At 57.8% G+C, this 22,111-nt stretch carries 12 protein-coding genes; 7 read left to right on the forward strand and 5 right to left on the reverse strand.

The window, feature by feature from the left end; all coding sequences use genetic code 11:
* Positions 1–221: 221 nt before the first annotated feature.
* From ACIQYU_RS04480 to ACIQYU_RS04505, 6 genes are all read left to right on the forward strand, one after another.
* Positions 222–2,036, forward strand: a complete 1,815-nt coding sequence (locus ACIQYU_RS04480) for a hypothetical protein (RefSeq protein ID WP_402798376.1) — start codon at positions 222–224, stop codon at positions 2,034–2,036.
* 141 nt (positions 2,037–2,177) lie between these two features.
* A complete protein-coding gene (locus ACIQYU_RS04485) occupies positions 2,178–5,174 on the forward strand; it encodes a hypothetical protein (protein WP_207832243.1) in 2,997 nt (998 codons plus the stop codon).
* Positions 5,175–5,199: 25 nt separating this feature from the next.
* Entirely contained in the window at positions 5,200–9,129 is a 3,930-nt protein-coding gene (locus ACIQYU_RS04490; protein WP_207832241.1) for an RHS repeat domain-containing protein, read from the forward strand.
* Between the two features lie 192 nt (positions 9,130–9,321).
* On the forward strand, positions 9,322–11,280 hold the full coding sequence (locus ACIQYU_RS04495) for a hypothetical protein (RefSeq protein ID WP_207832239.1): 1,959 nt from the start codon (positions 9,322–9,324) through the stop codon (positions 11,278–11,280).
* Positions 11,281–11,428: 148 nt separating this feature from the next.
* The gene (locus ACIQYU_RS04500; RefSeq protein WP_233687161.1) at positions 11,429–13,630 is read left to right on the forward strand and encodes an autotransporter outer membrane beta-barrel domain-containing protein; all 2,202 of its coding nucleotides are present in this window, start codon (positions 11,429–11,431) and stop codon (positions 13,628–13,630) included.
* A gap of 51 nt (positions 13,631–13,681) precedes the next feature.
* Complete coding sequence (locus ACIQYU_RS04505; protein WP_207832235.1) at positions 13,682–15,148, forward strand: hypothetical protein; 1,467 nt, start codon at positions 13,682–13,684, stop codon at positions 15,146–15,148.
* Between the two features lie 9 nt (positions 15,149–15,157).
* Here the strand turns inward: ACIQYU_RS04505 and ACIQYU_RS04510 are convergent, their stop codons facing one another.
* The 5 genes from ACIQYU_RS04510 to ACIQYU_RS04530 all read right to left on the reverse strand — a co-directional run bounded on the left by ACIQYU_RS04510 (position 15,158) and on the right by ACIQYU_RS04530 (position 21,242).
* Positions 15,158–15,892 carry a molecular chaperone gene (locus ACIQYU_RS04510; RefSeq protein WP_207832233.1) on the reverse strand — a complete coding sequence of 245 codons (735 nt, stop codon included), beginning with the start codon at positions 15,890–15,892 and terminating at the stop codon, positions 15,158–15,160.
* Between the two features lie 60 nt (positions 15,893–15,952).
* A complete protein-coding gene (locus tag ACIQYU_RS04515; protein WP_207832231.1) occupies positions 15,953–16,480 on the reverse strand; it encodes a fimbrial protein in 528 nt (175 codons plus the stop codon).
* A 159-nt stretch (positions 16,481–16,639) separates the two neighbouring features.
* Positions 16,640–17,050 carry a PA2817 family protein gene (locus tag ACIQYU_RS04520; protein ID WP_207832229.1) on the reverse strand — a complete coding sequence of 137 codons (411 nt, stop codon included), beginning with the start codon at positions 17,048–17,050 and terminating at the stop codon, positions 16,640–16,642.
* Between the two features lie 121 nt (positions 17,051–17,171).
* Positions 17,172–19,619, reverse strand: a complete 2,448-nt coding sequence (locus tag ACIQYU_RS04525) for an acyl-CoA dehydrogenase (protein ID WP_233694404.1) — start codon at positions 19,617–19,619, stop codon at positions 17,172–17,174.
* A 132-nt stretch (positions 19,620–19,751) separates the two neighbouring features.
* Positions 19,752–21,242 (reverse strand): hypothetical protein, encoded by a 1,491-nt coding sequence (locus ACIQYU_RS04530; RefSeq protein WP_207832225.1) that lies wholly within the window; start codon positions 21,240–21,242, stop codon positions 19,752–19,754.
* A gap of 187 nt (positions 21,243–21,429) precedes the next feature.
* Here ACIQYU_RS04530 and ACIQYU_RS04535 point away from each other — a divergent pair, with 187 nt between their 5' ends.
* A complete protein-coding gene (locus ACIQYU_RS04535; protein WP_207832223.1) occupies positions 21,430–22,053 on the forward strand; it encodes a glutathione S-transferase in 624 nt (207 codons plus the stop codon).
* Positions 22,054–22,111 lie beyond the last annotated feature (58 nt).

Consider the following 22,111-nt stretch of genomic DNA (forward strand, 5'->3'; position numbering starts at 1 on the left):
GAAGTTGTTGACGCGGGCCGCAGCGTTTGCAGGGCTGGCAGTGCTCAGGCTAAAACACCAGGCTCAGGTTGGCACCTGGCAGAAATGACAGGTAAGGTTGCTGGCAGCAGCGTGGCTGCGTATCCGCTGAGAATGTCCATACCTAGTATTTTTACCAGTAGTGGAAATGACCCGGGGGGCGTAGAACTTCATTCCGGAACGGTTGATACGGAGTGACTGTAATGAATTCGACGGCTGATAACAGCCCCATCGCCCGCCCGGGAAACAGCCCGCGCTCGAGAAATCCAATGCCAGTTATCGAGGGGTTGACCCAAGACCTTGAGGTCGATCTGGACGCATTGGGCGAGGTAAATCTCAAATTTTTTATCCGAGGGGCAAATTTGCAACTTGGCGATGTGGTGTTTACCAACTGGCGAGGCGTGGATGCAGAGGGGGTTGCATTTGACCTGGTAGGGAATGGCACTCCGGTAAATGACCCGGATAACGTGATTGTCGAAATAGACAATAAACTGGTGACCGCTGCCCGCGGCGGGTATGCGTTTTTGTCTTATCAGGTCAACAGTACTGCAGGCGACGAGTCGCTGCGGCAGTTCTGCTATATAGGTTTGCGTTCCGCCAGCCGACTGCCAGTGGTGCAGGTGTTGCAATCACATGGTCTGGAAATCGTCAAGGCTGAGGTACAGCAGCATGTCAATGTAGTGGCGGCAGCTTATCAAGCCATACAAGAAGGTGACAGCGCTGAGCTGACTGTACGTCGCATCCGAAGCAATGGCACCGAATTATCGCCGTTCGTAACGCAATTGATCAGCCAGCAAAAGTTTGACGGGGCCCCCCTCGAATGGCAGATACCCAAGGCCCAATTGAATTCCCTCGATACAGGGGGGCATCTGCAAGTTAGTTATAAGATAAAACTCAGGGACGGTATGCAGCTTGAGGCCTCGCGTACCCAGAAGTTCATCATCCGTGATGTTATCGACACCGGTACACTCCTGCCGGTCCCCCGTGTGGAAAATGGTGGCAGTGACGAGATTGACCCTGGTAATTACACCAACGGTCTACCTGTTGCCATTGACGCCTATTCGCAGCGAGCTGTTGGCGATCACATGGTGTTGGCCTGGATGGTGCCGTCAGGTGAAGCGCACGTGCAAGTTTTCCGTCTGGATCAAAGTAGTCTGATGGCAAAGCAGTTCGTCCTGCGCATCGAACATAAATGGTTAGTTGCCAGTTTGGGGGCGGTGCAGGTGTTTTACCAATATGGCCGTGAAGGGCGCTCGCTGACATCAGAAGTATTGTCGCTGAACGTTACGACGCCCCGCGTAACCCCTCCAATGCCCACAATCAGGCGAAGTACTCAGAAGGGGGAAGAGCCAAATGAATTCGGTATCGATGCCTACGATATCAGGAACAGTGGTGCATACGTCATCATCCCCGACGAAGCCGACCTTCGCGAGGGTGAGGAATTTGAAGTGCATTGGCAGGGCGAGCCGAACGCTGGTCGGGTGGTCATTACAACCCCGAGTGCTGAAGGTCCACGGGTATTCAACGTGCCAGCAAAATATATCCCGGCCAATATGGGAACAACACCATCGAAGCGATTTGACGTGCTTTACCGAATCGTTGACAAGCACACAGGCCATTTCCTGGACAGCAAGCCGGTGAAGTTACTGGTGTCACCGCTGGAAGAAGGCAGATATATGCGAATTGACTGCCCGGATGCCTCGAGTGACGGACACTTGGTGTTGGTGCCAGGTGGGGCAAGGCTTACGTTGGCTCGTTGGATTTTCATCAATGAGAACCAGTGGCTGAGTATTCACTTTTCCGGTGTGGCGCAGGATGGCACGCAGCTGGTGGGCGTTCTGCGGGATAGCGTAGCGGTTAGCGAGTCGGAGGTTAAAGAAGGTGTAAGAGATGTACTTCCGTACGAGGAACTGGACAAGCTGAAATCGGATTCGCCGCTCTCTGTCTGGGCCAGCGTCAGTTTTGACGGCACTCAATGGTGGCGCTTTCCAACGTTGTATCTGACGTTCAAAAGGTAAAAACAGCGCCATTCCGCGGCGAGCTCGGGATGTTTGAAATATATCAAAGCCTGGCATGTTCTGTTGCCAGGTAGTCAGAAGATTCGTGCAGTAACATTTGATTCATGAAACTAATTGGACCAATCGATTGAGGTTTTGATCATGGCTGACCTTACAAAAGAACAAATTCTGACGCGTTTGGCCTCCGGTACTGTCATGAGGGGTTGGGGCGCTATTGGCGCGATTGCGCGAAGCCACATTAACCTGTTGTTTCGCGACCAGTTCCTGTTGCGATATACCGACCAATCGTTCATTGCGCCCATGCGTAGCCAGTTCGACCTGGACGAGGGTGGCGAATTGCGTGGTGAATTCCGCAACCTGGTATTTGGGCCGCCACAACTTTCATTCGAAGATGCAACGTTGCTCTCGGCGGTGACGACGGTGCGGATGAATATCCTTTCAGGCGATTATGTCCAGCATGCCCACCTGCCAGGCAGCCCGCCGATCATGCTGCGGGCCCATAGTCTGGACGAGGCCATGGGGTATGCGGTCAGTGCGCAAGTCGAGCTGAAGTTGCAGCAGAGCGAGAGCGGTCAGTACACCCAGTTGATGCTTTCGCTTTCCGACGCCAAGCCAAATACGCTGGAGTGTGAGCTTGGCACCACCCGCTACGCTTCGAGACAGATTGGCAAGGCGGCATTCAGCCATTGGCTTGAGCAACCCGGCTATCGTCAGGTTTATATACTGGCCCAGTTCGATCGTGAAGACTATGCGTCGATGTCGCCCATGGGGATCAAGGTATTGACCCAGACGGCGCCTTGGGGGGGCAAGACCAACAAGGCGTTCAAGGACAAGGCCGCCAGCGAAGGCGATGGTGCCGTGCTCCTGCTGATGCAGCCACGCTCGCATCTGCTGGCTGGCACGCTTCCACAACCTGGTCACGATTTCCCTTTCCTGCTTCCTGGCACGGCCGCAGCAGGAACCCAGTACTCATGCACCTTGTTGCTTGACCCTGTCAACGAGGGGAAGCGCGCCGAGCCATTGACCCAAGTGTTGAGGCCGGTGCGTATGCCCAATGCACATCGGTACACCTGCAAGGCTGGTGACAAGTTCGTGCCGAGCGATGTGGTCGGTTTTGGTCATGTCTCGCCCACTGTTGGTACCTATCGGGTCGAGCCAGGCATCACCAGAACCGTTGCGAAAGGGGGGGTGTCGTTCAGCCTTCAAGGCAGCACTCCCGCCAGGGCGTGGACAACTACAAACATCAGGAACGCTGCTGCCAGCGGCCAAGTCACCTCTGCGGGTGTGTATTCGTCTCCCGATGCGGACGCGTTCACGGCGGATAGCCAGGTCTCATTGGTGACGGGGCACTATGCCGATGGCGGTAACGGCGACCAGCAACGTGCCGGGTTGGTGATCGAGCATGTGAGGCCTGTGCAGATTTCCCCGCGGGTGGCAACCACTGGCGCCAATGGTGTGCCGATCAGCCTTTCCGCCATAAGCGTGGACGGCGGTACCCTTCGCTGGGAAAAGGTCGAAACGCCGCAAACGCTTCGTGCTTCACGAGGGCCGCAGCGGGCTGCTAACCCAGAGAAACGCGATCTTGCAGGTACTTACGTGGGGGATCTGGGCAAACTCGAGGATCTGGGCAATGGGCAGGCCAGGTTTACCCCGGCCATTATCGAGGAGGGCAAGCCTGAAATCCTGTTCCAGGTCATTCGGGCTACGGACACCCGTTCAGGCGCATATGCAGATGCGACAGTCGTGATCGTGACCTGGCCGCAACGTTTTGGTGTCGAACCCCATTACGTTTCGGACTACAAACCTAACAGCACCTTGCCGTTCAGCGTCAAGGGCACACCGCCTGGCCTGACATGGCATGTGTTCGGCGAGGGCGATATAGGTCAGGACGGTCTGTATACACCACCCCAGGCAGCCAAGTGGCCCGTTACTGTGGTCATGGCTGATTACAATAACCTCAGTAGCGGCTACGCAATCATCGAGCACCGCCCGGTCGTTCAGTCCCGCCCGACGAGCAGTGGCTGGGAGGATCTTAGCGTTTTCAGCATCGAACTGCTTAGCCAAGGCGTGTGTTTCGCCAACGGTATGCAGCAAATCGAAGTGTTGATAACCATCAAGACGAAAGGTAGTCAGGGGACAGGGGTTTCGCCGCCGATCAGTGACACAGAACTGGGCAGCCTCCAGTTGTTCAACACTGAAGGCGGCAAGGTGATCGAGTTTTTGCCTGCCGGTGAAGAAGGGTTGGAGCCTAATGACCCATTGAAGCCCGGAACTTGGGCGGTGCATGAAGACCGTAATCGGGTAGGAACACGGCCAGGAACAAAGGCGGAAGAACCCTCGGTCCTCGACGCCAGTACTCGAACCAAGCATTTGTTCTTGCTGACCAACAGTGTCGGAAGCCTGTCTGTAGGCGCTCAGTTCACCGGTGACGATAATGTTTCTTACAAGTCCACTGACATCAACACAGGTATTGATAAAGTAAAGGTAACCGGTGAGGCGCCGCCAGAAAAATACACTGAGGATGCCTATACATTCAAACGTATCCCAGTCAAGGGTTGGGAAGGCAATGAAACCGAAGCCTTCGACAAAACAGATGACACTACCGACTATTGGGTACTGGCAGGGGCGAAGAGCGATGAATTCAAAACGCTGAGTTTCCTCAGGCTGAAGTTTGAAGACGACAGCAGGGTTTCGATGATCCGCTGGGAGTCCAATCAGCGCAAAGAGAAGTATTGCAGTTTTACCAGCTATTCGTTTACCCCATTGAAGCCCAAGCCGGAGGATCCGGAAAGCCCGGAGAATCCGGAAAATCCGGAAAAGTACCTGGTACATGACGGCCTGTTGCAATCTTTGGTGAACGCTCAAGTCGCCGATCCAGCGTTTCTGGATACTGAACTGCTTGAGAGCGCCAAGCCAGGGCGGGGCGATGTATGTTTTGCTATCCACCGAGTATCGAACCTGCCGATTTTCTATGACAGTGAACAAGACGTGAGCAAAAAATGGCGGGCGCCACTGGAAAAACCATTATTGTTCCGTGTGATGGATCAATTTGGTAATTGGCATCGGCTCCGGGTTGATTTTCAACACCCCAACGGTGTGCAGGGCAGCCGCGACAAGCTGACTTTCTCGGTTCGTTAATATTGGTTTTTGGAGGAGTATCACTATGTCCGGCAAAACTGCGCTGCATTCAGGTGCTTTTAGCTTTGACAGCTTCATCAGTAATAGTGTTGATCCACGTACAGGCCAGTATGGCCTGAGTATTGTCTTGCCCGTATTGCGTGGGGATTATCTGGGCGGGGCAGAGTTTCCGTTAAGTCTTATGTACAGTTCGATGGGCGCAGGTGACTTCGGCTATGGGCAAGGCTGGGATATCAACCTCAGCAGCTTCATCGAGCATGCCTACCCCGAGGGGGGAGGAGCGCTATCGTTGTACACCGGTGAGCGTTTCACGGTGGATGGTGTCGAAAGTATCAGTGAGAAAAAACTGGATTCTTTCCATTTTCACAAGGATGGCGAGGGTAAGTTCCGAATCGAGCATAAAGATACTCAGCTGACAGAAATACTGGAGCTTACAAAAATCGGCCAGAAGAAACTGGCGCTGCCCACAAAGGTTTACTCCGATTCGAAGCGTTGGCTGGAATTTTTCTACCGTGACAACCCGCAACTGCCAGGCAACCCTTGCTTGCATGAAGTGCGTGAGTCCGGTCTGGGTGGGCAACTGCCGCGGCGTCTGTTGTTGATCGAGTACCCGGGCAACATGGTCATCACCTTGTACCCCGATCAACCTGGGGCGCGGGCCAGTTATACCCTCGCGTTCAGCGGGCGGGAGCTAAAGAGTGTAAAACTGCCCACCGGTGAACAGTGGGAGTTCAAGTATCAACCGGTGCACGGGCAAACATGTGTGAGCTGGGTGCGCAGTCCTGGTGGTGCGGAGGAGCATATCGAATACGGCACAGGCGGTGATCCTGGCCACAAACTACCAGGGGTCGAGCAGTACTTGCCGAGGGTCAAGCGCCACCGCCTCATTCCGGGGGCGGGGCAGGCCGAACAGGTCACCGATTACGATTACTCCTCGACCAACTTCGTGGGTAATGGCAGCTCTGTTGTCTGGAACAATAATGGCCGCGATAACCTCTACGATGTGACCGACGCCAGCTATCACTACTGGAGCAAAACCACCGAGCGTTGCCCAGGGCAAGCAGACCGCACCCTGCTGAGCACCTACGACCGTTTCCATCGTCTGGTCGAGGAAAAACGGGTTCAGGGCAGTAGCGTCACAACCACGGTTACCAAGTACCACGGCAAATCGGAGGAGCCGTTCGCCAAGCAACCTGCGAACTACAAGTCCAAGGAGCTATCGACCCAGACCTGGCAGAACGGGAACGGTGGGATGGCCAAGGCTGTACATGCCACCACGTATGACCTGTTCGGCAACCTGACCCGCGAAATTGCCGCCACGGGCGTCGAGACGGAGTACGAGTACTATCCCGTTGGCGGGGAGCCTGGCAAGTGCCCGGCCGACCCACAGAATTTTGTGCGCTGGCGCAAGAGCCAGACCATCAAACCGTCGCCAAACGGTGAGGGCTCAGCTGCGACCGAGCATACCGAGTTCGTGTACAAGGCCCTTGATCCGGTTCCCCTGCCTGCAGACACGCCCGAACCTGTTATCAAGCCGTGGATCGTGTTGAGCGAGGAACATGCCTTCAGGCTGGCAGGTGAAGTGAAGGTGCCGCTGAGTCAGACGATTACCCATTACCATGAGTCCCAGGAAGACTTGTTGAGCTATGGGCGGCCGGCCAAGACGATCAAGGCCATGGACGACAAGCCTACGACCACCTCATACAGCTACACGACGGAAGTGGTGGAGAACCATCCAGCCCTGGTCGTCAATCAGGTAGTGACGGGTTTCGATCATGGGCAGGTGTTGGAAGACGGCACCATTCGCCATGTGCAGAAAACCTTCGACCTGAAGCACTCGGCATTGACCGGAAAGCCGTTGCTCAATCGCGACGACAACGATGTGGAAATTGCCTACGCCTATGACCCTGTGGAGCGTGTGATTCTCGAGACGGCTGCGCCCAACGACCCACTTTACAAGGCTTCCCGCAAGTACAGCTACGTGCTGGCTCAGGGTAACAACCCGGCTGTGCAGACTTCGACCGATGTCAAGGGCGTGACAGTCCGCACCGTGATCGACGGCCTCGGCCGGGTGATCGAAGAGTATCGTATGGAGGCCGACAGTGAGGAAATCTGGCGGCGTGAGCAGTATCGCAAGACCTACTCGGCCAGCTACGACGCTTATGGCCAGCTTGTCGAAGAAACCGAGTATGACTGGTTGGCCGATATGGTTACCGGGCCGGGTATCCATCAGGCGGTGGACCTGACGCTGCAGACAACATACGGCTACGACGACTGGGGCCAGCAAGCTTGGCAAAGGGGGGCGGACGGCATCTGCCATTTCGAGGTGACGGACCCGGTTGGCACCGAAGCATCGGCCAATATGCCCATCAAGCGCAGCTGGCGGGAGTCGGCGGATGGCACTGTTGCAAGCGGCGTGACCGAGACCTGGCTCAACCGCTTCGAGCAGGCCACCCACGTCAGGCGCTTCAAGAAAAAGGACGATACCGTTGCGTATAGCCAGCACACCTATCATTACGATGGCCTGGGCCGTGTGGCCCGGGAAGTGGCTGCCGACAAGGCCACCACGCTGAGTACGTACGACATCTTTGGCCGGTTGCTGACACAGACGCTCCCCGACAGGTCGGTGGTTACCCGCCACTATGCCACGTTCGACAGTGATGACCTTCCGGAGTACATCGGTGTCAATGGCATTGAGCTGGGCACGCAAAGGTTCGATGGCTTGAAGCGGCTTTACCGGTCTGTCACCGGCGGTCGAGAGCGCACCTTGTACTACAAGCCTGGGCATAGCCGACCAGAGAAGGTGTTCACGCCTTCCAGGCAATGGGTCGAGTATGAATATAACCCGGTGTTGGGTGAGGAGCCGCTCAAGCGGGCATCCAGCCGGTTCACGGCTGACTACGAGTATGACCCGCAGAATGCCCGGTTGCTACGCTGCGAAGAGGATGGGCAAACCCTGCAGCGGGATTATTTCAGTACCGGACAGATGAAATCGGAGAAGCGCACTGAGGGCAACGAAACGTTCGAAATGACGTATGGCTACAGCTATCGCGCACGTATGTTGAGCTATACCGATGTACTGGGCCAGGTGCAGAGCTATCAGTATGACGATGCGGGGCGCCTGCAGAAGACTACCTTGGGCTCCACAGTGGCGATGTTCGAGTACGACAAGCTGGGCAGGACGTCGAAAATCGAGACCCGTGATGGTGATAACTACCTGATTACCCAGTTGGAGTATGACGAGTTCGATCGTGAACGGCGTCGTCGCTTCGATATGAAAGGTGAAATTCAGACCTTGACCCAGGAGTATGATGAGTGCGACCGCATTGAGCTTAAAACGCTGTGGTCTGGTGAGCCGGACGACAAGATGCTGCGCCAGGCCGAAGCCTATGCCAATCATGTGCGAGGTAATCTGCACGAGCCTGCGGTGACTGAAAAAGCCGATCAGCTGTTGAGGGCGATTTATGCCAGGCACACGCCCTATCGGTCGAATGTTAAAGCAGACCCGGCCCAGGAAAACTGGTTGCGGCACGAGGTGTATGCCTACGATAGCCGCGGTCGCCTGTATGACTATAAATGCAACGGAACACTGGCCCCGGTCGACCCGCAAGGTCATGTGATTCGTACCCAGGCGTTTGAGTTCGATGCCATCGACAACATTGTTCTGGTTATTACCGAACTGACAGATAAAGATACTGATAAACCGGGTGAAAACGTGGCTGAGTACTTCTTCGAACATGAAGACCCTGCGCAGCTCAGCGGAATAACCAATAGCTACGAAGGGTATGCGCCCGAGGTGAAGTTGAGCTATGACGATGACGGTAACCTCGAGGACGATGGTGAGGGCATGAAAATGGATTATGACGCTACTGGTCGGCTGAGGTCAGTGGTCAAGAGTGGCGTGACCTCGAACTATTACTATGATGGTGTTGATCGTTTGAGCGGGCAGAGTTGATCTTCTGCTTGTAGCGTTATTACCCGCTGAAAGCCCGCGCTAGCGCGGGCTTTTTATTGTCTGGCTGGCGTGCGGATGATACAGCGGCCTTGCTGGCAACTGACAAATTTGCCAGTTGTGCGGGGGTTGGATCGTGGATTTCAATAAGTATGTATTTTTCCCCTGCAGCCCCTGTATCGTTGAGAGGTCAAAATGAAAGACGACGAATACACACCCGCAAACGATAATGTTGTACTTGCACCCGTCGCACCCAAAATCGACCCGGCGCTGTTGGCCGACACTACTGACAATACGATGTTGAGCACGGCCTTGACCGACGATACCGTCGAGATGGACTTGACCATCGAAGACTGGAATGCCGCAGGCGATCCCAGCGTGGGGGAGTTTGACCAGATGTGGCTGTATCACCTGCCAGAGGGGGGCGTGGAGGAGGAGCTGCACAGTGGTCAATATGACAGGGACAGTACCTTTCCCTTCCCGGTAAAGCTGGATAAGGCGAAGGTAAAATCATGGGGTGAAGGCAAACATGATTTTTTCATCAGGGTGATCCCTTACAATAGTCCCTTGCCTGTGGATTTCCCTCCGTTGAGCCTGATTTTCGATCGTGTGGCTCCTTATCCAAATCGACTTCCGACAGCATTCCCGGCTATTGCCGCTGTGCTGGATGCCAATATTGGTGCGGTCAAGCTTAGTTTGCCCGCCTATCCGGATTGGGATGCCAGAGACATCGTGGCGTGGATCTGGCGCAGGGAAGTGCCCAGCGACCCGGGCGACCTGGTGCCTGACGGCTTCACGCCTGTCACTGCAGTGCCATTGTCGATACCGGTGCCTGAGAAGGTCATTCGGGATGCAGGGGATGGCGGCATCCATATTGCCTACCTTTTAAAGGACATTGCCGGCAATGTGAGTGCCGTGTCAGTGCCCACGCGCGTTACGGTGGCGACTGGCAATTTGCCTACCCCGGCGGACTTCAAAAAGCCCCTGGTCTTGGGCATGAACGGCGGAGTGGTGGACCAGGATGCCGTGTTCAACGGTATTACGGTGGAAATTGGTGCCTTCCTGCATTTCAAGGCGACTGACCTGATCACGATCAAGTGGGGTACGCATACTTTCGAAACGCGGACTGTCGGCACGTTCCCGGTCAAGCTGGCCATCCCTGCCAGCGTTGTCCTGGCTATTTATGGAAAAGGCTCTACCGGCGTGAAACCGGTCGAAGTCACGTATGAGGTGCACCGCGGTGACTACCTGTTAGGTGGCGAAAAGGATTCCTTCAACGTCAACCTCGAGCGCATTGGCCCAGTTGTACCTGATCCGGATCCGGAATGGCCGGGGCCTGTGAACCCGAGCATGGCCTTGCCGGATGTTTATGGCGGTAATGACAACCAGAAAAATCGGCTGACCGAGAAAGACGAGCTGGCCGATGCCGTGTTGAAAGTAACGATCGATGCTGCATTCAAGGAAGGTGACCTGGCCGAGTTCTACTACACCGATGAGCATGTCGTGGAGGCGGATCATGTACTTGGGAAGGATGAGCCCGGTACTGAAATCGAAGTGACGATTCCATGGTCGTACATTCTTCGGCACGACAATGGTAGCCGTTTTGCCCACTACGAGGTCAGCCGCAAAGACGTGCCGAACAAGGCTGTTTCCAAACCTCAGCCAATTGTGGTGGAGGCTATTGTTCTACACCCCGAAGCGGCGGAGATCCGCGGCGGGTTCACCAGCGGAGGGCGCCTGTGGCTGAACTGCAGTTCGTTGTTTGACCCGGATGATTCAGCTGATGTTACTCCTGATGTACGTATCCAGATCCCTGACCTGAGCAAATGGTTGGCAGAAGGTGACGAATTGACACTGACCTGGACAGCGACGCAGGGAACGGCTCCCGGTGGGGCCGAGATACCCGATGCCAAGTATGAGAAAATCATCGAGCTGGACAAAGACAACCCGCCGATCGGTTTCGTTTGGCCAATTCCTTACGCCGATGGCCTGAAGCCGATCTACGAGTTCGATAAAGCAAACAATAAATATGATGGGTTGGCGACCTTTACTTATGCATTCATGCGTAATGGCAAAGTTGTCAAATCCGATCCCGCCGTGGCGGTGGTATCAATGCACAGTTTTGGTACTGAGTGCCCTCTCGTTCGCCCTTGAGTGTCGGCGATACAGCATGTTGGGTGAGGCCTGTTGAAAAGTCGCATCAATCCTCGGACTTTTCCTACACGTTTTTAGGTGAATTCTTAATAGCCTTGCCCACGTTTCTGTTGCCCGTTCTTGGGTAAATCGATGAGGCCAAAGTGCAATGATCAAACAACGCAGTTCCACCCTGTCCCCCTTGGCATCGGCCATCGGGCAACTGTTAATGGGCGCTTCGGCCGTGCTTTTCGTTGGGCCGGCAAATGCCTTGACGTTGGTGGACCATGAGAAAACTATCGGTGCCGGCACCCCTGTTGATAGCTACAGGGTCACTGACGGCGGGCGCCTGGTAGCCGAGGGCGCCACCACACAGCAGATCGACGTGCGTACAGGCGGTGGTTTGCACCTTGAGAGCACCACGGTGTCAGCCACGGGGGTCGCTGCGGTGATGGTCAATGGCGGTGCGTCGGCAACCATCGCCAGTGGCTCGCGCCTGACCAGCAACCTGTTCGGCCTCGATGTGCTGCGCAGTGCTACGGCTGGTGCCAGCGTGTCGGTAAATGGCAGCCATATCGAAGGGGGTATAGGCGGCGCCAGGGTGGCCGGCAGTTCTCATCTGTCCCTGACTGACAGTACCTTGGTGAGTACAGGGGCGGCCGGTGCTGCTTTGCTGTTCGGCGATGCCCGGCTGGATGCGATCAACAGCCGGCTGACCGGCGCCACGGATGGCATCCGGGTGGTTGGCGATAGCCTTTCGACCGAAGCTGCATCGATCAATCTGCAGGGCACGCACGTGGAAGGCCAGAATGGCGCCGCCATCCGTGTGGGGAGCGCAAACCAGGCGCCCGGCGATGCGACGATCACCGTCACTGGCGGTACTACGCTGCTTGGCAGCAATGGCAACCTGCTGGAGGTGGCGAACAACTCCAACGCCACCATGCGGGTCGAGGGCAGCGATCTGGTGGGGGATGTGTGGGTGGAGTCCGGCTCCAGTGCCAACCTGGCCTTGGGCAACCAGGCCAGCCTGACCGGGCGCCTGACCAATGTCGAACGTCTGGCGCTGAATGATGGCGGGCGCTGGAACATGGTGGAGGACAGTGAAGTCGGGCAACTGGCCATGGCGGGTGGCTCGGTGCGGTTCGGTGAGGCCACGCAGTACCAGCGCCTTACCTTGGGCAGCCTGTCGGGCAGCGGCACGTTCTTCATGGATGCCAGGTTCAGCACCGGCGAAAGCGATTTTCTCGACATAACTGGCACGGCCACCGGCAACCACAGCCTGGTGGTGGGCAGCAGCGGCAGTGAACCCACCCAGGCAAACAGCCTGCATCTGATTCACGCTGCGGCGGGTGATGCGCAGTTCTCCCTGCTCAACGGGCCGGTGGACCTGGGGGCTTTCTCGTATGACCTGGTGCAGCGTGGCAATGACTGGTACCTGGATGGCGCGACCAAGGTGATCAGCCCAAGCACCGAGGCGGCGATGGCTTTGTTCAACACCGCGCCGACCGTGTGGTATGGCGAGCTGTCATCCTTGCGCAGCCGCATGGGCGAGCTGCGGCTCGACGAGCGTAAAGCGGGCCTGTGGGCGCGCAGCTATGGCAACAAGTACAACGTCTCTTCCTCGACCGGTACACCGTACAGTCAGGTTCAACAGGGTTTCTCGCTGGGTGCCGACACCCCCTTGCCCCTGGGCGACGGCCAATGGCTGGCCGGGGTGATGGCGGGTTACAGCAGCTCTGATCTGAACTTGACCCGGGGGGCTTCGGGTGAGGTGAAAAGCTACTACCTGGGGTTGTATGCGACCTGGCTGGACGCCCAGAGTGGCTATTACCTCGACAGCGTGGTCAAGCTGAACCGCTTCGATAACCAGGCCAAGGTAAGCCTCAGTGATGGCCAGCGCACCGAAGGCGATTATGACAACGTCGGCTTGGGGGCGTCGGTGGAGTTTGGGCGCCACCTGACGCTGGATGACGACTATTTCGTCGAGCCTTTCGGGCAACTGTCGGTGGTCGGCATCCAGGGCCAGGACTACCACCTGGACAATGGCCTGAAGGCTGACGGTGATACGACGCGCTCGGTGCTGGGCAAGGTTGGCGCCACGGCGGGCCGTACCTTGAAGCTTGAGGGGGGGCAGTGGCTGCAACCTTATGTGCGCCTGGCTTATGTGCACGAGTTTGCCAACAACAACCAGGTCAAGGTCAACGATCACCGTTTCGACAATGACCTGTCAGGTTCGCGTGGTGAATTGGGCATGGGGGTGGCGGTGTCGTTGATGGACCGCCTGCAGTTGCATGCCGACTTCGACTACAGCAACGGCAAGGCACTGGAGCAGCCGTGGGGCGTCAACCTGGGAGTGCATTACAGCTGGTAAGGCATGGCGAGCCGCTCATTGCGCCGGACTGGACACGTTGGAGGTTAGGTTATGCGAAACGGGAAGTCGGAAACGCTTTTTCCTCCACCCTGGGTGGACGGCTCGCTTGAAAACCTGGAGGGTGGCGCGCAAAACGTCATCCCTCTGGATCTGCTGGAAAAGCCTCTACGTGTGGATGTCACGCCGTGGCCGGGCTCCAACCCCGCCCCAGGCACGCCGGAGACACTGGTGTTGTTGTGCGATGGTGTACAGATAGGTGAACCCAGGCAATGGGAGGCTCCCATTGATCCTGATGACTATTATGTCGAAATCCCTCTGCTTTACCTCAGGGAGGACAGCACCCCTGAATTGATCTACAGGGTCACGGGTTACAACGGTGCTGAAGGGTATTCGGAGCCGCTGATCATAACCCTGGACTTGACCGGGCCCAGGTTGGGCGGTGATCGCGGTGGCCTGATATTCGAAGCAGAGGTGCTCACCGATGGCGTAACGGCGGATTACCTGGAGCGTCACGATGATGTGCTGGTCGCACGGGTGCCGGACTATCAGGTCTTTGTGCCTGGAGACCACATTCGCTGGTTTTGGGATACGACGCTGTACGAAGACAATCTTGTCGGTGAGAAGGTTCTCAAGCAGGGGGACTTTCCCGTTACGCTGGAAATCTCCGGCGATATCATCCGGGCGCGAGGGGACGGGGTGCGTTTCGTGCATTACCGGCTAAACGATTATGCCGGTAACAAGAGTTCACCCGAAGAGCCGAAAGTGGTCCAGCTGAAGGCTGATACGGCACCTTTGCCCAGAGAGCTGGGCTGGCCGGAAATCAGCCATACCACGGGAAGCGGGCAGCAGGTGGAACTGGACCCCAACAAGAAGCTGAACTACATGCGGGTGACTGTGCCAGCGGGGGCTGCGTTCCCTGGCGAGAAGGTCGAGGTGTCATGGGGAGCGCCGGGAGGGATCGGGAGCTACCTGGCGACAGAGGAGGCACCAGGCTTTCCCGGTCAGTACGATATCCCGCTGAACCTGATTGCACAGCACAGCGGTAAAGTGCTGACAGTAGCCTTTCATGTGACCGACAAAAATGGCAAGGTTCATCAGTCCGATGCCCGCCTGGTATCGTTTTTGCCGCTGACTCAAGGGTTTCCGACACCGGATATTCCCCCTCCTTCTGCCACCCATGGCACGGTCTATGTTTCCAATGTCCCGGCAGAGGGGATGGTCATTACCGTCAATGCCTGGCGCTATATCCATACGGACCACAGGGTAACGTTGGTCGTCGGCGGAGAGGATGCGCAGGGTAACGCCCAGAGCGAAGAAGTGCTGAAGGAGCATGCTGTGACCCCGGAGCAAGTAATGAGTGGCTTGGGTTTCGACGATATGGTCAAGGCGAGCAAGCCTTTTCTGTCACGGCTCAAGCGTGACAAGCTCTCTGTCCGGATCTCCATCAGCTTCGATCAAGGCCAGACATGGCCGTCATCGCCCGTCTTTCCACTGCTTGACATGTATCTGCGCGATTGAGCAGTTGGACTATATCGACGAAATGGGCAGTGGTTTTTCCATCAACCGGGTGCTGCCACCGTAGTCGTTGATCGTGGTGAAACGAACCTTCAGGCCGTCTGCAGCCCGGGTTGTCTTCAGTTCGAAGGACTGCTTTTGCATGGGCAATGCCATCAGAGCCGTGTCAATCTTTTCGCCGGTCCCTGTTTTGTAAACCTCCAGGCGGCTGAAGGTGAAGTGGTAAGGCGTGGGGTTGTGAACTTGCAGGTAGGTTTTGCCGTTTTTGCTCGCCAGTGACCACTGCAGACTATCCAGGTGCTGTTCGGGCACACCTTTCACCTGGCTGGGTCGATAGAACAGCTTGATGCGGGTGCGCAGGGCTATTTTCAGTACATTTTGCAGACCACTATCGACCTGGGGAATTTCCTGCACATTGAAGTAGAACAGCGATTCGCGATCGTTGGGCAGGTTGTTTGGCAGTGCGTTTATCTTGACCAGCTGCTCGCGTTTGGGGTCGAGCCGGAACAAGGTGGGGGATACGGCAAAAGGCACTGCGGTACTGGTGTCGTCGGCCTCGGTGTTTACCCAGGCCTGTACCGCGTAAGTGGCCTGGCTTGGGTTGGCGACAACCACCGAGCTGCTGTGTTTGTCGCTGGAGTGGACAACACGGGTGGCACTGATGGTCAAGGCCGCTTCACTGGTTGAGGAAAGCGTTGCCAGGCAGGCAAAGCTGAGTACGTACTTGCGCAGCGTGGTTATGGACATGGTGGGGCCGGCATGATAGGCGAAACGGATGAGTCCCCCTGGCAGCGCAGGGGGGGAGAATCAGCGGATGTCGACATTGAATGAGATGTTGCTGTCGATCTGCCCTTCGCTCACCTTCGCAGCGGTGGTGACAAGGCGTGCTGAAAAGACCATGTCGGTGTCGCCGGTGTCTTTCACCTCATAGGCCATCGATTCGGTATTGGGCTTGAGGCGTTTCGTGAGGTCGTTGATTGCCAGACCCAGGCCAGTGGTGTAGCCAAGGCCGTCCCTGAGGGCATAAAGATCGGCATTTGCCGGATCCGCACCGAGGCCCGCCTGGAAGGTGGCGTAGGCATTCTGGGTGCCAGTCACGCAGCTTGCCGGCACGCGCAACGCGAATTCTCTCTTGGTGGTTTCCTGGCCGATTGCATCGAAGTCGAACGTGTTGAAGTTACCCAGGAAGACCACTGGCAGGCTTGGACCGCCTGGGGTAACGACCTCGATAGGGCAGGTGCCAGGCGCACTGACAGAACCATCGAAGTTGATGATGGCTGCCATTGCCGCGCTGCTGCAAAGGCTCAGCGCAAGTACAGATAGTGTTTTTTTCATTGGATGATCCCTGTGTTGAATGGCTGCGAACTCATGTATCTCAGCGCGCAGACAGAGTACGCAGGGCAACACAGGTGGGCTGTAGGCGAAGGCTGCACAATGCGGGGGAAACAGGCTGATCGAAGGGGAGCCATGCCCCTTCGTCTGTGCAGCCCGGGATCAGTGGCGGGTATCGGCTGCCGTCGAAGCCAGCAACTGCTTTTGCTCAAGCCAGTCGAACGGTTCGCCACGCTGTTCGCATTCGTAGCGGCGCTCTTCCAGGGCCTGGTACAGGCTCAGCTCTTCATCCGGCATGAAGTGCAGGCAGTCGCCACCGAAGAACCACAGCAGGTCGCGTGGCACCAGGTGGGCGATTTGCGGGTAGCGCTGGATCACCTGGCAGATCAGGTCCTGGCCCAGGTACTGGCTTTGCAGGGGATCTTGCGGCAGCAGGGTCAGCAGTTCGTCGAAGCGTTCGAGAAACAGGACGTGGCTTTCCTCCGGTACCTGCTCGGCCTCACCCAGGGCTGCCAGGATGGTGCGCAGGTGATTCAGCAGTTGCAGGTGGTATTCCAGATGGGGGTTGGCCATGGGGTGGTCCTCGGGGTGGTTGAAACGGGGGCGGAGTATACGCCGGTTGGGGGCGGGTTGGGGAAGGTGGTGGCCGTACCGCCCCCTCAGGCTCCGTCCACCCGGCAGACGGGGCAACGGATCAGCGCACCTTGCCCTGTTCGGGCAGCAACTGCGCTTTGTCGAAGGCATCCACATCGATCACTGCCCGGCGTGCCTGTTCCGCGGCCTGCAGCCGTTGCCCTTCACCCGGCTGCAGTACACCACCCTCTACAGCCGCAGCAATCACCGACTGGCCGGGGGCTGGCCGTACCTTGCCCTCCTTTATCGCCTGATGAAGCGCCTTGTGCAGTGGCGCTGCGTCATCCAGCAACGCGCAAGCCCGTTGCAGTGCTGCCACCGGGTCGCCCTCGGCCTGCGGCCTGAAGCAACCCGCAAGCAACTCTTCCAGAGCCGGGTCGCCCTTGCTGCGGCCGATCAGCGCCGCGACTTCGGCATCCAGTTCATCGCTGGGCCCGGTATGGCGGCGGCCGAAGGGGAACACCAGGGCCCGTAGTGCGCAGCCGACAAAGCGGTTGGGGAAGTTCTCGAGCAGCCGGTCCAGGGCTGTTTCCGCCTGGCCCAGGCTCTCTTCCATCGCCCAGCGCAGCAAAGGCTGCATGTGTTCCGGTGAGCCCAGATCGTGATAGCGCTTGAGCGCGGCACTGGACAGGTACAGGTAACTCAGCACATCCCCGAGCCTTGCGCTCAGGCGTTCGCGGCGTTTCAGCGCGCCGCCCAGCAGCATCATCGACAGGTCTGCCAGCATGGCGAAGGCCGCCGCCTGACGGTTGAGGGCGCGGAAGTAGCCTTGGCTGAGGGCATCGCCCGGCACGTTTTCCAGGCGGCCCAGCCCCAGGTTGAACACTAGCGTGCTGGCCGCGTTACCGGCGGCGAACATGATGTGTTTCATCAGCAGATCGTCGAATTCCCGTAGCGCCTGCTCGCGGTCCTCGCGGCCAGCCAGGGCCATTTCCTTGAGCACGAACGGGTGGCAGCGGATGGCGCCCTGGCCGAAGATCATCAGGTTGCGCGAGAGGATGTTGGCGCCTTCGACGGTGATGAAGATCGGCGCGCCTTGCCAGTTGCGCCCCAGGTAATTGTTCGGGCCCATGATGATGGCCTTGCCACCGTGCACGTCCATGGCGTGCTGGATGCACTCGCGGCCGCGTTCGGTGAGGTGGTACTTGAGAATTGCCGACAGCACCGAAGGCTTCTCGCCCAGGTCCACGGCCCTGGCGGTCAGCAGGCGGGCGCTGTCCATCAGCCAGGCATTGCCACCGATGCGGGCCAGGGATTCCTGGATGCCTTCGAAAGCTGCCAAGGGCACATTGAACTGCTCACGGATATTGGCATATTGGCCAGTGACCAGGCTGGTGTACTTGGCGGCCCCGGTACCCACGGCCGGCAGGGAGATCGAGCGACCGACCGACAGGCAGTTCATCAGCATCATCCAGCCCTTGCCGAGCATGGCCTGGCCGCCGATGAGACAGTCCAGCGGCACGAACACGTTCTTGCCGCTGTTGGGGCCGTTCATGAAGGCGGCGCCCAGCGGCAGGTGGCGTTTGCCGATTTCCACGCCCGGGGTGTCGGTGGGGATCAGCGCCAGGCTGATGCCCAACTCTTCTTCCTCGCCCAGCAGGTGGTCCGGATCGTAGGCCTTGAACGCCAGGCCCAGCAGGGTAGCGACCGGGCCGAGGGTGATGTAGCGCTTTTCCCAGTTCAGGCGCAGGCCGATGACTTCCTCGCCTTGCCATTGTCCTTTGCAGACGACGCCAGTGTCCGGCATCGCGCCCGCGTCGGAGCCTGCCAGCGGGCCAGTGAGGGCGAAGCAGGGGATTTCCTCGCCGCGGGCCAGGCGTGGCAAGTAATGTCTGCGTTGTTTATCGGTGCCGTAGTGCAGCAATAGTTCGGCCGGGCCGAGGGAGTTGGGCACCATTACCGTGGAGGCCAGGTCGCCGCTGCGGGTGGCCAGCTTCATTGCCACCTGGGAGTGGGCGTAGGCCGAGAAGCCTTTGCCGCCGTATTCCTTGGGAATTATCAGGGCGAAGAAGCCATTCTGCTTGATATGTGCCCAGGCTTCGGGCGGCAGGTCCATGTCCTGGCCGATCTGCCAGTCACTGACCATGGCGCAGAGTGCTTCTGTCGGGCCATCGATGAAGGCCTGTTCTTCCTCGGTCAGCTTCGGCGCCGGGTAATCGAGCAGGATGCGCCAGTCGGGGCGGCCGCTGAACAGTTCGCCGTCCCACCACACGGTGCCAGCATCGATCGCCTCGCGTTCGGTTTGCGACATCGGCGGCAGAGTGCGCTGAAACCAATGGAACACCGGGCCGGTGAATACCTTGCGGCGCCAATCGGGCAAGGCCACCAGGGCGATTTTCAGCGCCAGCACGGCCCAGATCAGCGTCAGCAGCCAGCCGGGTGCATGGCTGAATATACCCATCAGCAGCACATAGGCCGCCATGATGCCCAGTATCTGCAAGGGTGCCAGGCGCCTGTGCGTGAGGTACGCCGCGCCGATCACCAACCCCGCCAACCACAACAGCCACATAGCCCTTCCTCCATGGAAACGGTGTTCGAAGCCTATGCCAAGAGCTTAGACGGCCGCTTGGCAAAGGCTTTACCTGAACAGTGACAAGGTGTGGCTGGAAGCGTTCGCTGCAAGGTATCGAGGGGCAGGCAATCAGGTCTTGTTCCATCTGGCCACGAAGGTCTCGGCCGTCATCAAGGGGACGGGCACGATGATGTAGGCCCAGTACCAGTTCGTCAGGTCCTCCATTACGCTCTGGATTACGGTGAAGCGGCTGGTCAGGCCGGGCGTAAAGATACCGGACTTATCAAGTTTTCCGTCACCTGCCATTACTTTCCATTTGGTCAGGTGGGCAGGGGCTTCGGTTTCCTTGCCATTGTTGCTGTAGAACAAGCGCAGCTTCAGACGGCCTTGATCAAGCTCGGCCTTGATGAAGAAATTAGGGGCGATGTTCAGAACCACGAAGGTCGATACAAGGGGAAGCAAGCCAAAACCTGTAAGTACCCGGTCTATTCGCAGCGGCTCTTCGAATGACGTCCTGGTTGCTGTTGGTGCCTCGGTCAGGCTGTTGTCAGCCAGGCGAATTTCCGGCTTGGCTGGTGCCGAGTAATCGCATTTATAGCCATTGGGCTTCAATGAGCCGTGGCCGCGTCCGTCCAATTCCCAGCGGGGTATAGCCGTACCTTGCGGCTGCAGTTCAATCGTGTGTGCAGTGCTGCCGGCGCTGACCGCTGCGACCAGAGGGTCGGCGTGGAAGCTCAGCGGTGCCTGGGGTTGTGCCTGCTCCGCATTGGCGCGCAGGAACCTGTAAGACATCTTGTGAACATGGTTTTGAACTACCTCAATTTTGTCACACAGCACATGGGACGGCGGTAGCAAGAGGAGGGCAAGGTCGGTGAAGTCATTGTAGTAGATCGGGTCTGGCATTTGGGCATGGGGCATATAGACGGCCAGTTGATCCACGGGGGTGTCGTCTTGCGTGGGGTACGTTCCTGTGTCGCTCTTCCCGTTCACGATATAGAGAACGTGAGCCCCTGAACTCGGGTGCTTGCGCAGGTAAAATCGCAATTCATCCAGCAGCCATCGACTTTGTGTGCTGGCTTCGACCTTGTAAGGCTGGAGGATGCGCTGCTCGTCCGGGAGGGCATTGAAACGTTGGCGAAAGATGTCTGCCAGCTCTACGTCAGGCTTAGCCGAGCCAGTGGCCTGTATATAGAAGCTTGAGTCGTTTTTAACTTTCAGCGTCAACGCAGCGCCAGGCCCTGCACAATGCCCGACAAACCCATCCAGGGGGAACTCCTGATAAAGGTATTGCGGTTCGTTCCTGGTAAATGCAACCACTCTTTCAAGGCTTGCCCTGGGTTTGCCACCGAATACCGGTGCGGACCAGATTAAGTTGGCAAAGGACATCATGCGTGAGCAGACCCGCACACGGTCCTGGAGATATTCCACGAAGGGTGTCGCAAGTTCGCAGATCACATGCTCGCTGGTTACACTCCTGAGCCGTTCGTAGTTAATCGTTTCGTGGAGCACGGGTGGCTTCGATCCGATCAATCGCTCGCGCGCGGCATTGATTTTGGCCGCATCGAAAACCACGTGCATGCGCCAGCCGCGCATATCGTGATCGGGTTGAATGGGGGGCATGAGTTTCCTGTTCCATGGTGTGGCCTCGCTGCGCTGGCAAGTGCACTGATTGCAACATCGGCACTGCATTCCAGCTACTGGCAGATTTAGCAGGTAGGCGCTGCCCGGTTGCGCAAGCGTGGTTTCGGCTGCAACCTGAAGGTTGTAGGGTTAGACTCTCCCTTCGTGTTCATTCAGGGATGTCGACATGCTGAAGATCTGGGGCCGCAAGAATTCGAGCAACGTACGCAAGGCGCTGTGGATCGCCCATGAACTGGGCCTGGACTTCGAGTCCATCGACGCTGGCGGCGCCTTCGGCGTGGTCAACGAGCCGCACTACCGCGCCCGCAATCCCAATGGCCTGGTACCGATGCTGGAAGACGGCGACCTGACCCTGTGGGAATCCAATACTATCGTCCGCTACTTGTGCGCCGAGTACGGCACCGAGCAGGGCTGGTACCTCGAAGACCCACGCCAGCGCGCCCTGGCCGACAAGTGGATGGACTGGACCACCTCGTCCTTCGCCGCTCCGTTCCGTCCGCTGTTCTGGGGCCTGTTGCGCACCCCGGAAGACCAGCGCGACTGGGTGGCGATCAACGCTGCGCACAAGCAATGCGCCCAGCTGCTGGCCATTGCCGACGAAGCCCTGGCCAAACAACCGTATCTTTCCGGTGACCAGATCGGCATGGGCGACATCCCACTGGGTAGCTTCATCTATGCCTGGTTCGAAATGCCCATCGAGCGCCCGGCCATGCGTCACCTGGAGGCCTGGTACGAACGCCTCAAGGCCCGTCCGGCCTATCAGGCCGCGGTGATGACCGCGCTGACCTGATCGAACACCACGGCTGTTTCGATAGTCACTATCAATACACATGACTGTACTTGTGCGG

This window comes from Pseudomonas sp. NPDC096925 (assembly GCF_044762545.1).
Lineage (GTDB): Bacteria > Pseudomonadota > Gammaproteobacteria > Pseudomonadales > Pseudomonadaceae > Aquipseudomonas.

Excerpts from the sequence above, each read along its gene's own strand:
- ACIQYU_RS04490 (WP_207832241.1), top strand. The coding sequence starts at position 5,200 with ATGTCCGGCAAAACTGCGCTGCATTCAGGTGCTTTTAGCTTTGACAGC.
- ACIQYU_RS04485 (WP_207832243.1), top strand. The coding sequence starts at position 2,178 with ATGGCTGACCTTACAAAAGAACAAATTCTGACGCGTTTGGCCTCCGGT.
- ACIQYU_RS04500 (WP_233687161.1), top strand. The coding sequence starts at position 11,429 with ATGATCAAACAACGCAGTTCCACCCTGTCCCCCTTGGCATCGGCCATC.
- ACIQYU_RS04480 (WP_402798376.1), top strand. The coding sequence starts at position 222 with ATGAATTCGACGGCTGATAACAGCCCCATCGCCCGCCCGGGAAACAGC.
- ACIQYU_RS04515 (WP_207832231.1), bottom strand. The coding sequence starts at position 16,480 with ATGAAAAAAACACTATCTGTACTTGCGCTGAGCCTTTGCAGCAGCGCG.
- ACIQYU_RS04525 (WP_233694404.1), bottom strand. The coding sequence starts at position 19,619 with ATGTGGCTGTTGTGGTTGGCGGGGTTGGTGATCGGCGCGGCGTACCTC.
- ACIQYU_RS04505 (WP_207832235.1), top strand. The coding sequence starts at position 13,682 with ATGCGAAACGGGAAGTCGGAAACGCTTTTTCCTCCACCCTGGGTGGAC.
- ACIQYU_RS04530 (WP_207832225.1), bottom strand. The coding sequence starts at position 21,242 with ATGCCCCCCATTCAACCCGATCACGATATGCGCGGCTGGCGCATGCAC.
- ACIQYU_RS04520 (WP_207832229.1), bottom strand. The coding sequence starts at position 17,050 with ATGGCCAACCCCCATCTGGAATACCACCTGCAACTGCTGAATCACCTG.
- ACIQYU_RS04495 (WP_207832239.1), top strand. The coding sequence starts at position 9,322 with ATGAAAGACGACGAATACACACCCGCAAACGATAATGTTGTACTTGCA.
- ACIQYU_RS04510 (WP_207832233.1), bottom strand. The coding sequence starts at position 15,892 with ATGTCCATAACCACGCTGCGCAAGTACGTACTCAGCTTTGCCTGCCTG.
- ACIQYU_RS04535 (WP_207832223.1), top strand. The coding sequence starts at position 21,430 with ATGCTGAAGATCTGGGGCCGCAAGAATTCGAGCAACGTACGCAAGGCG.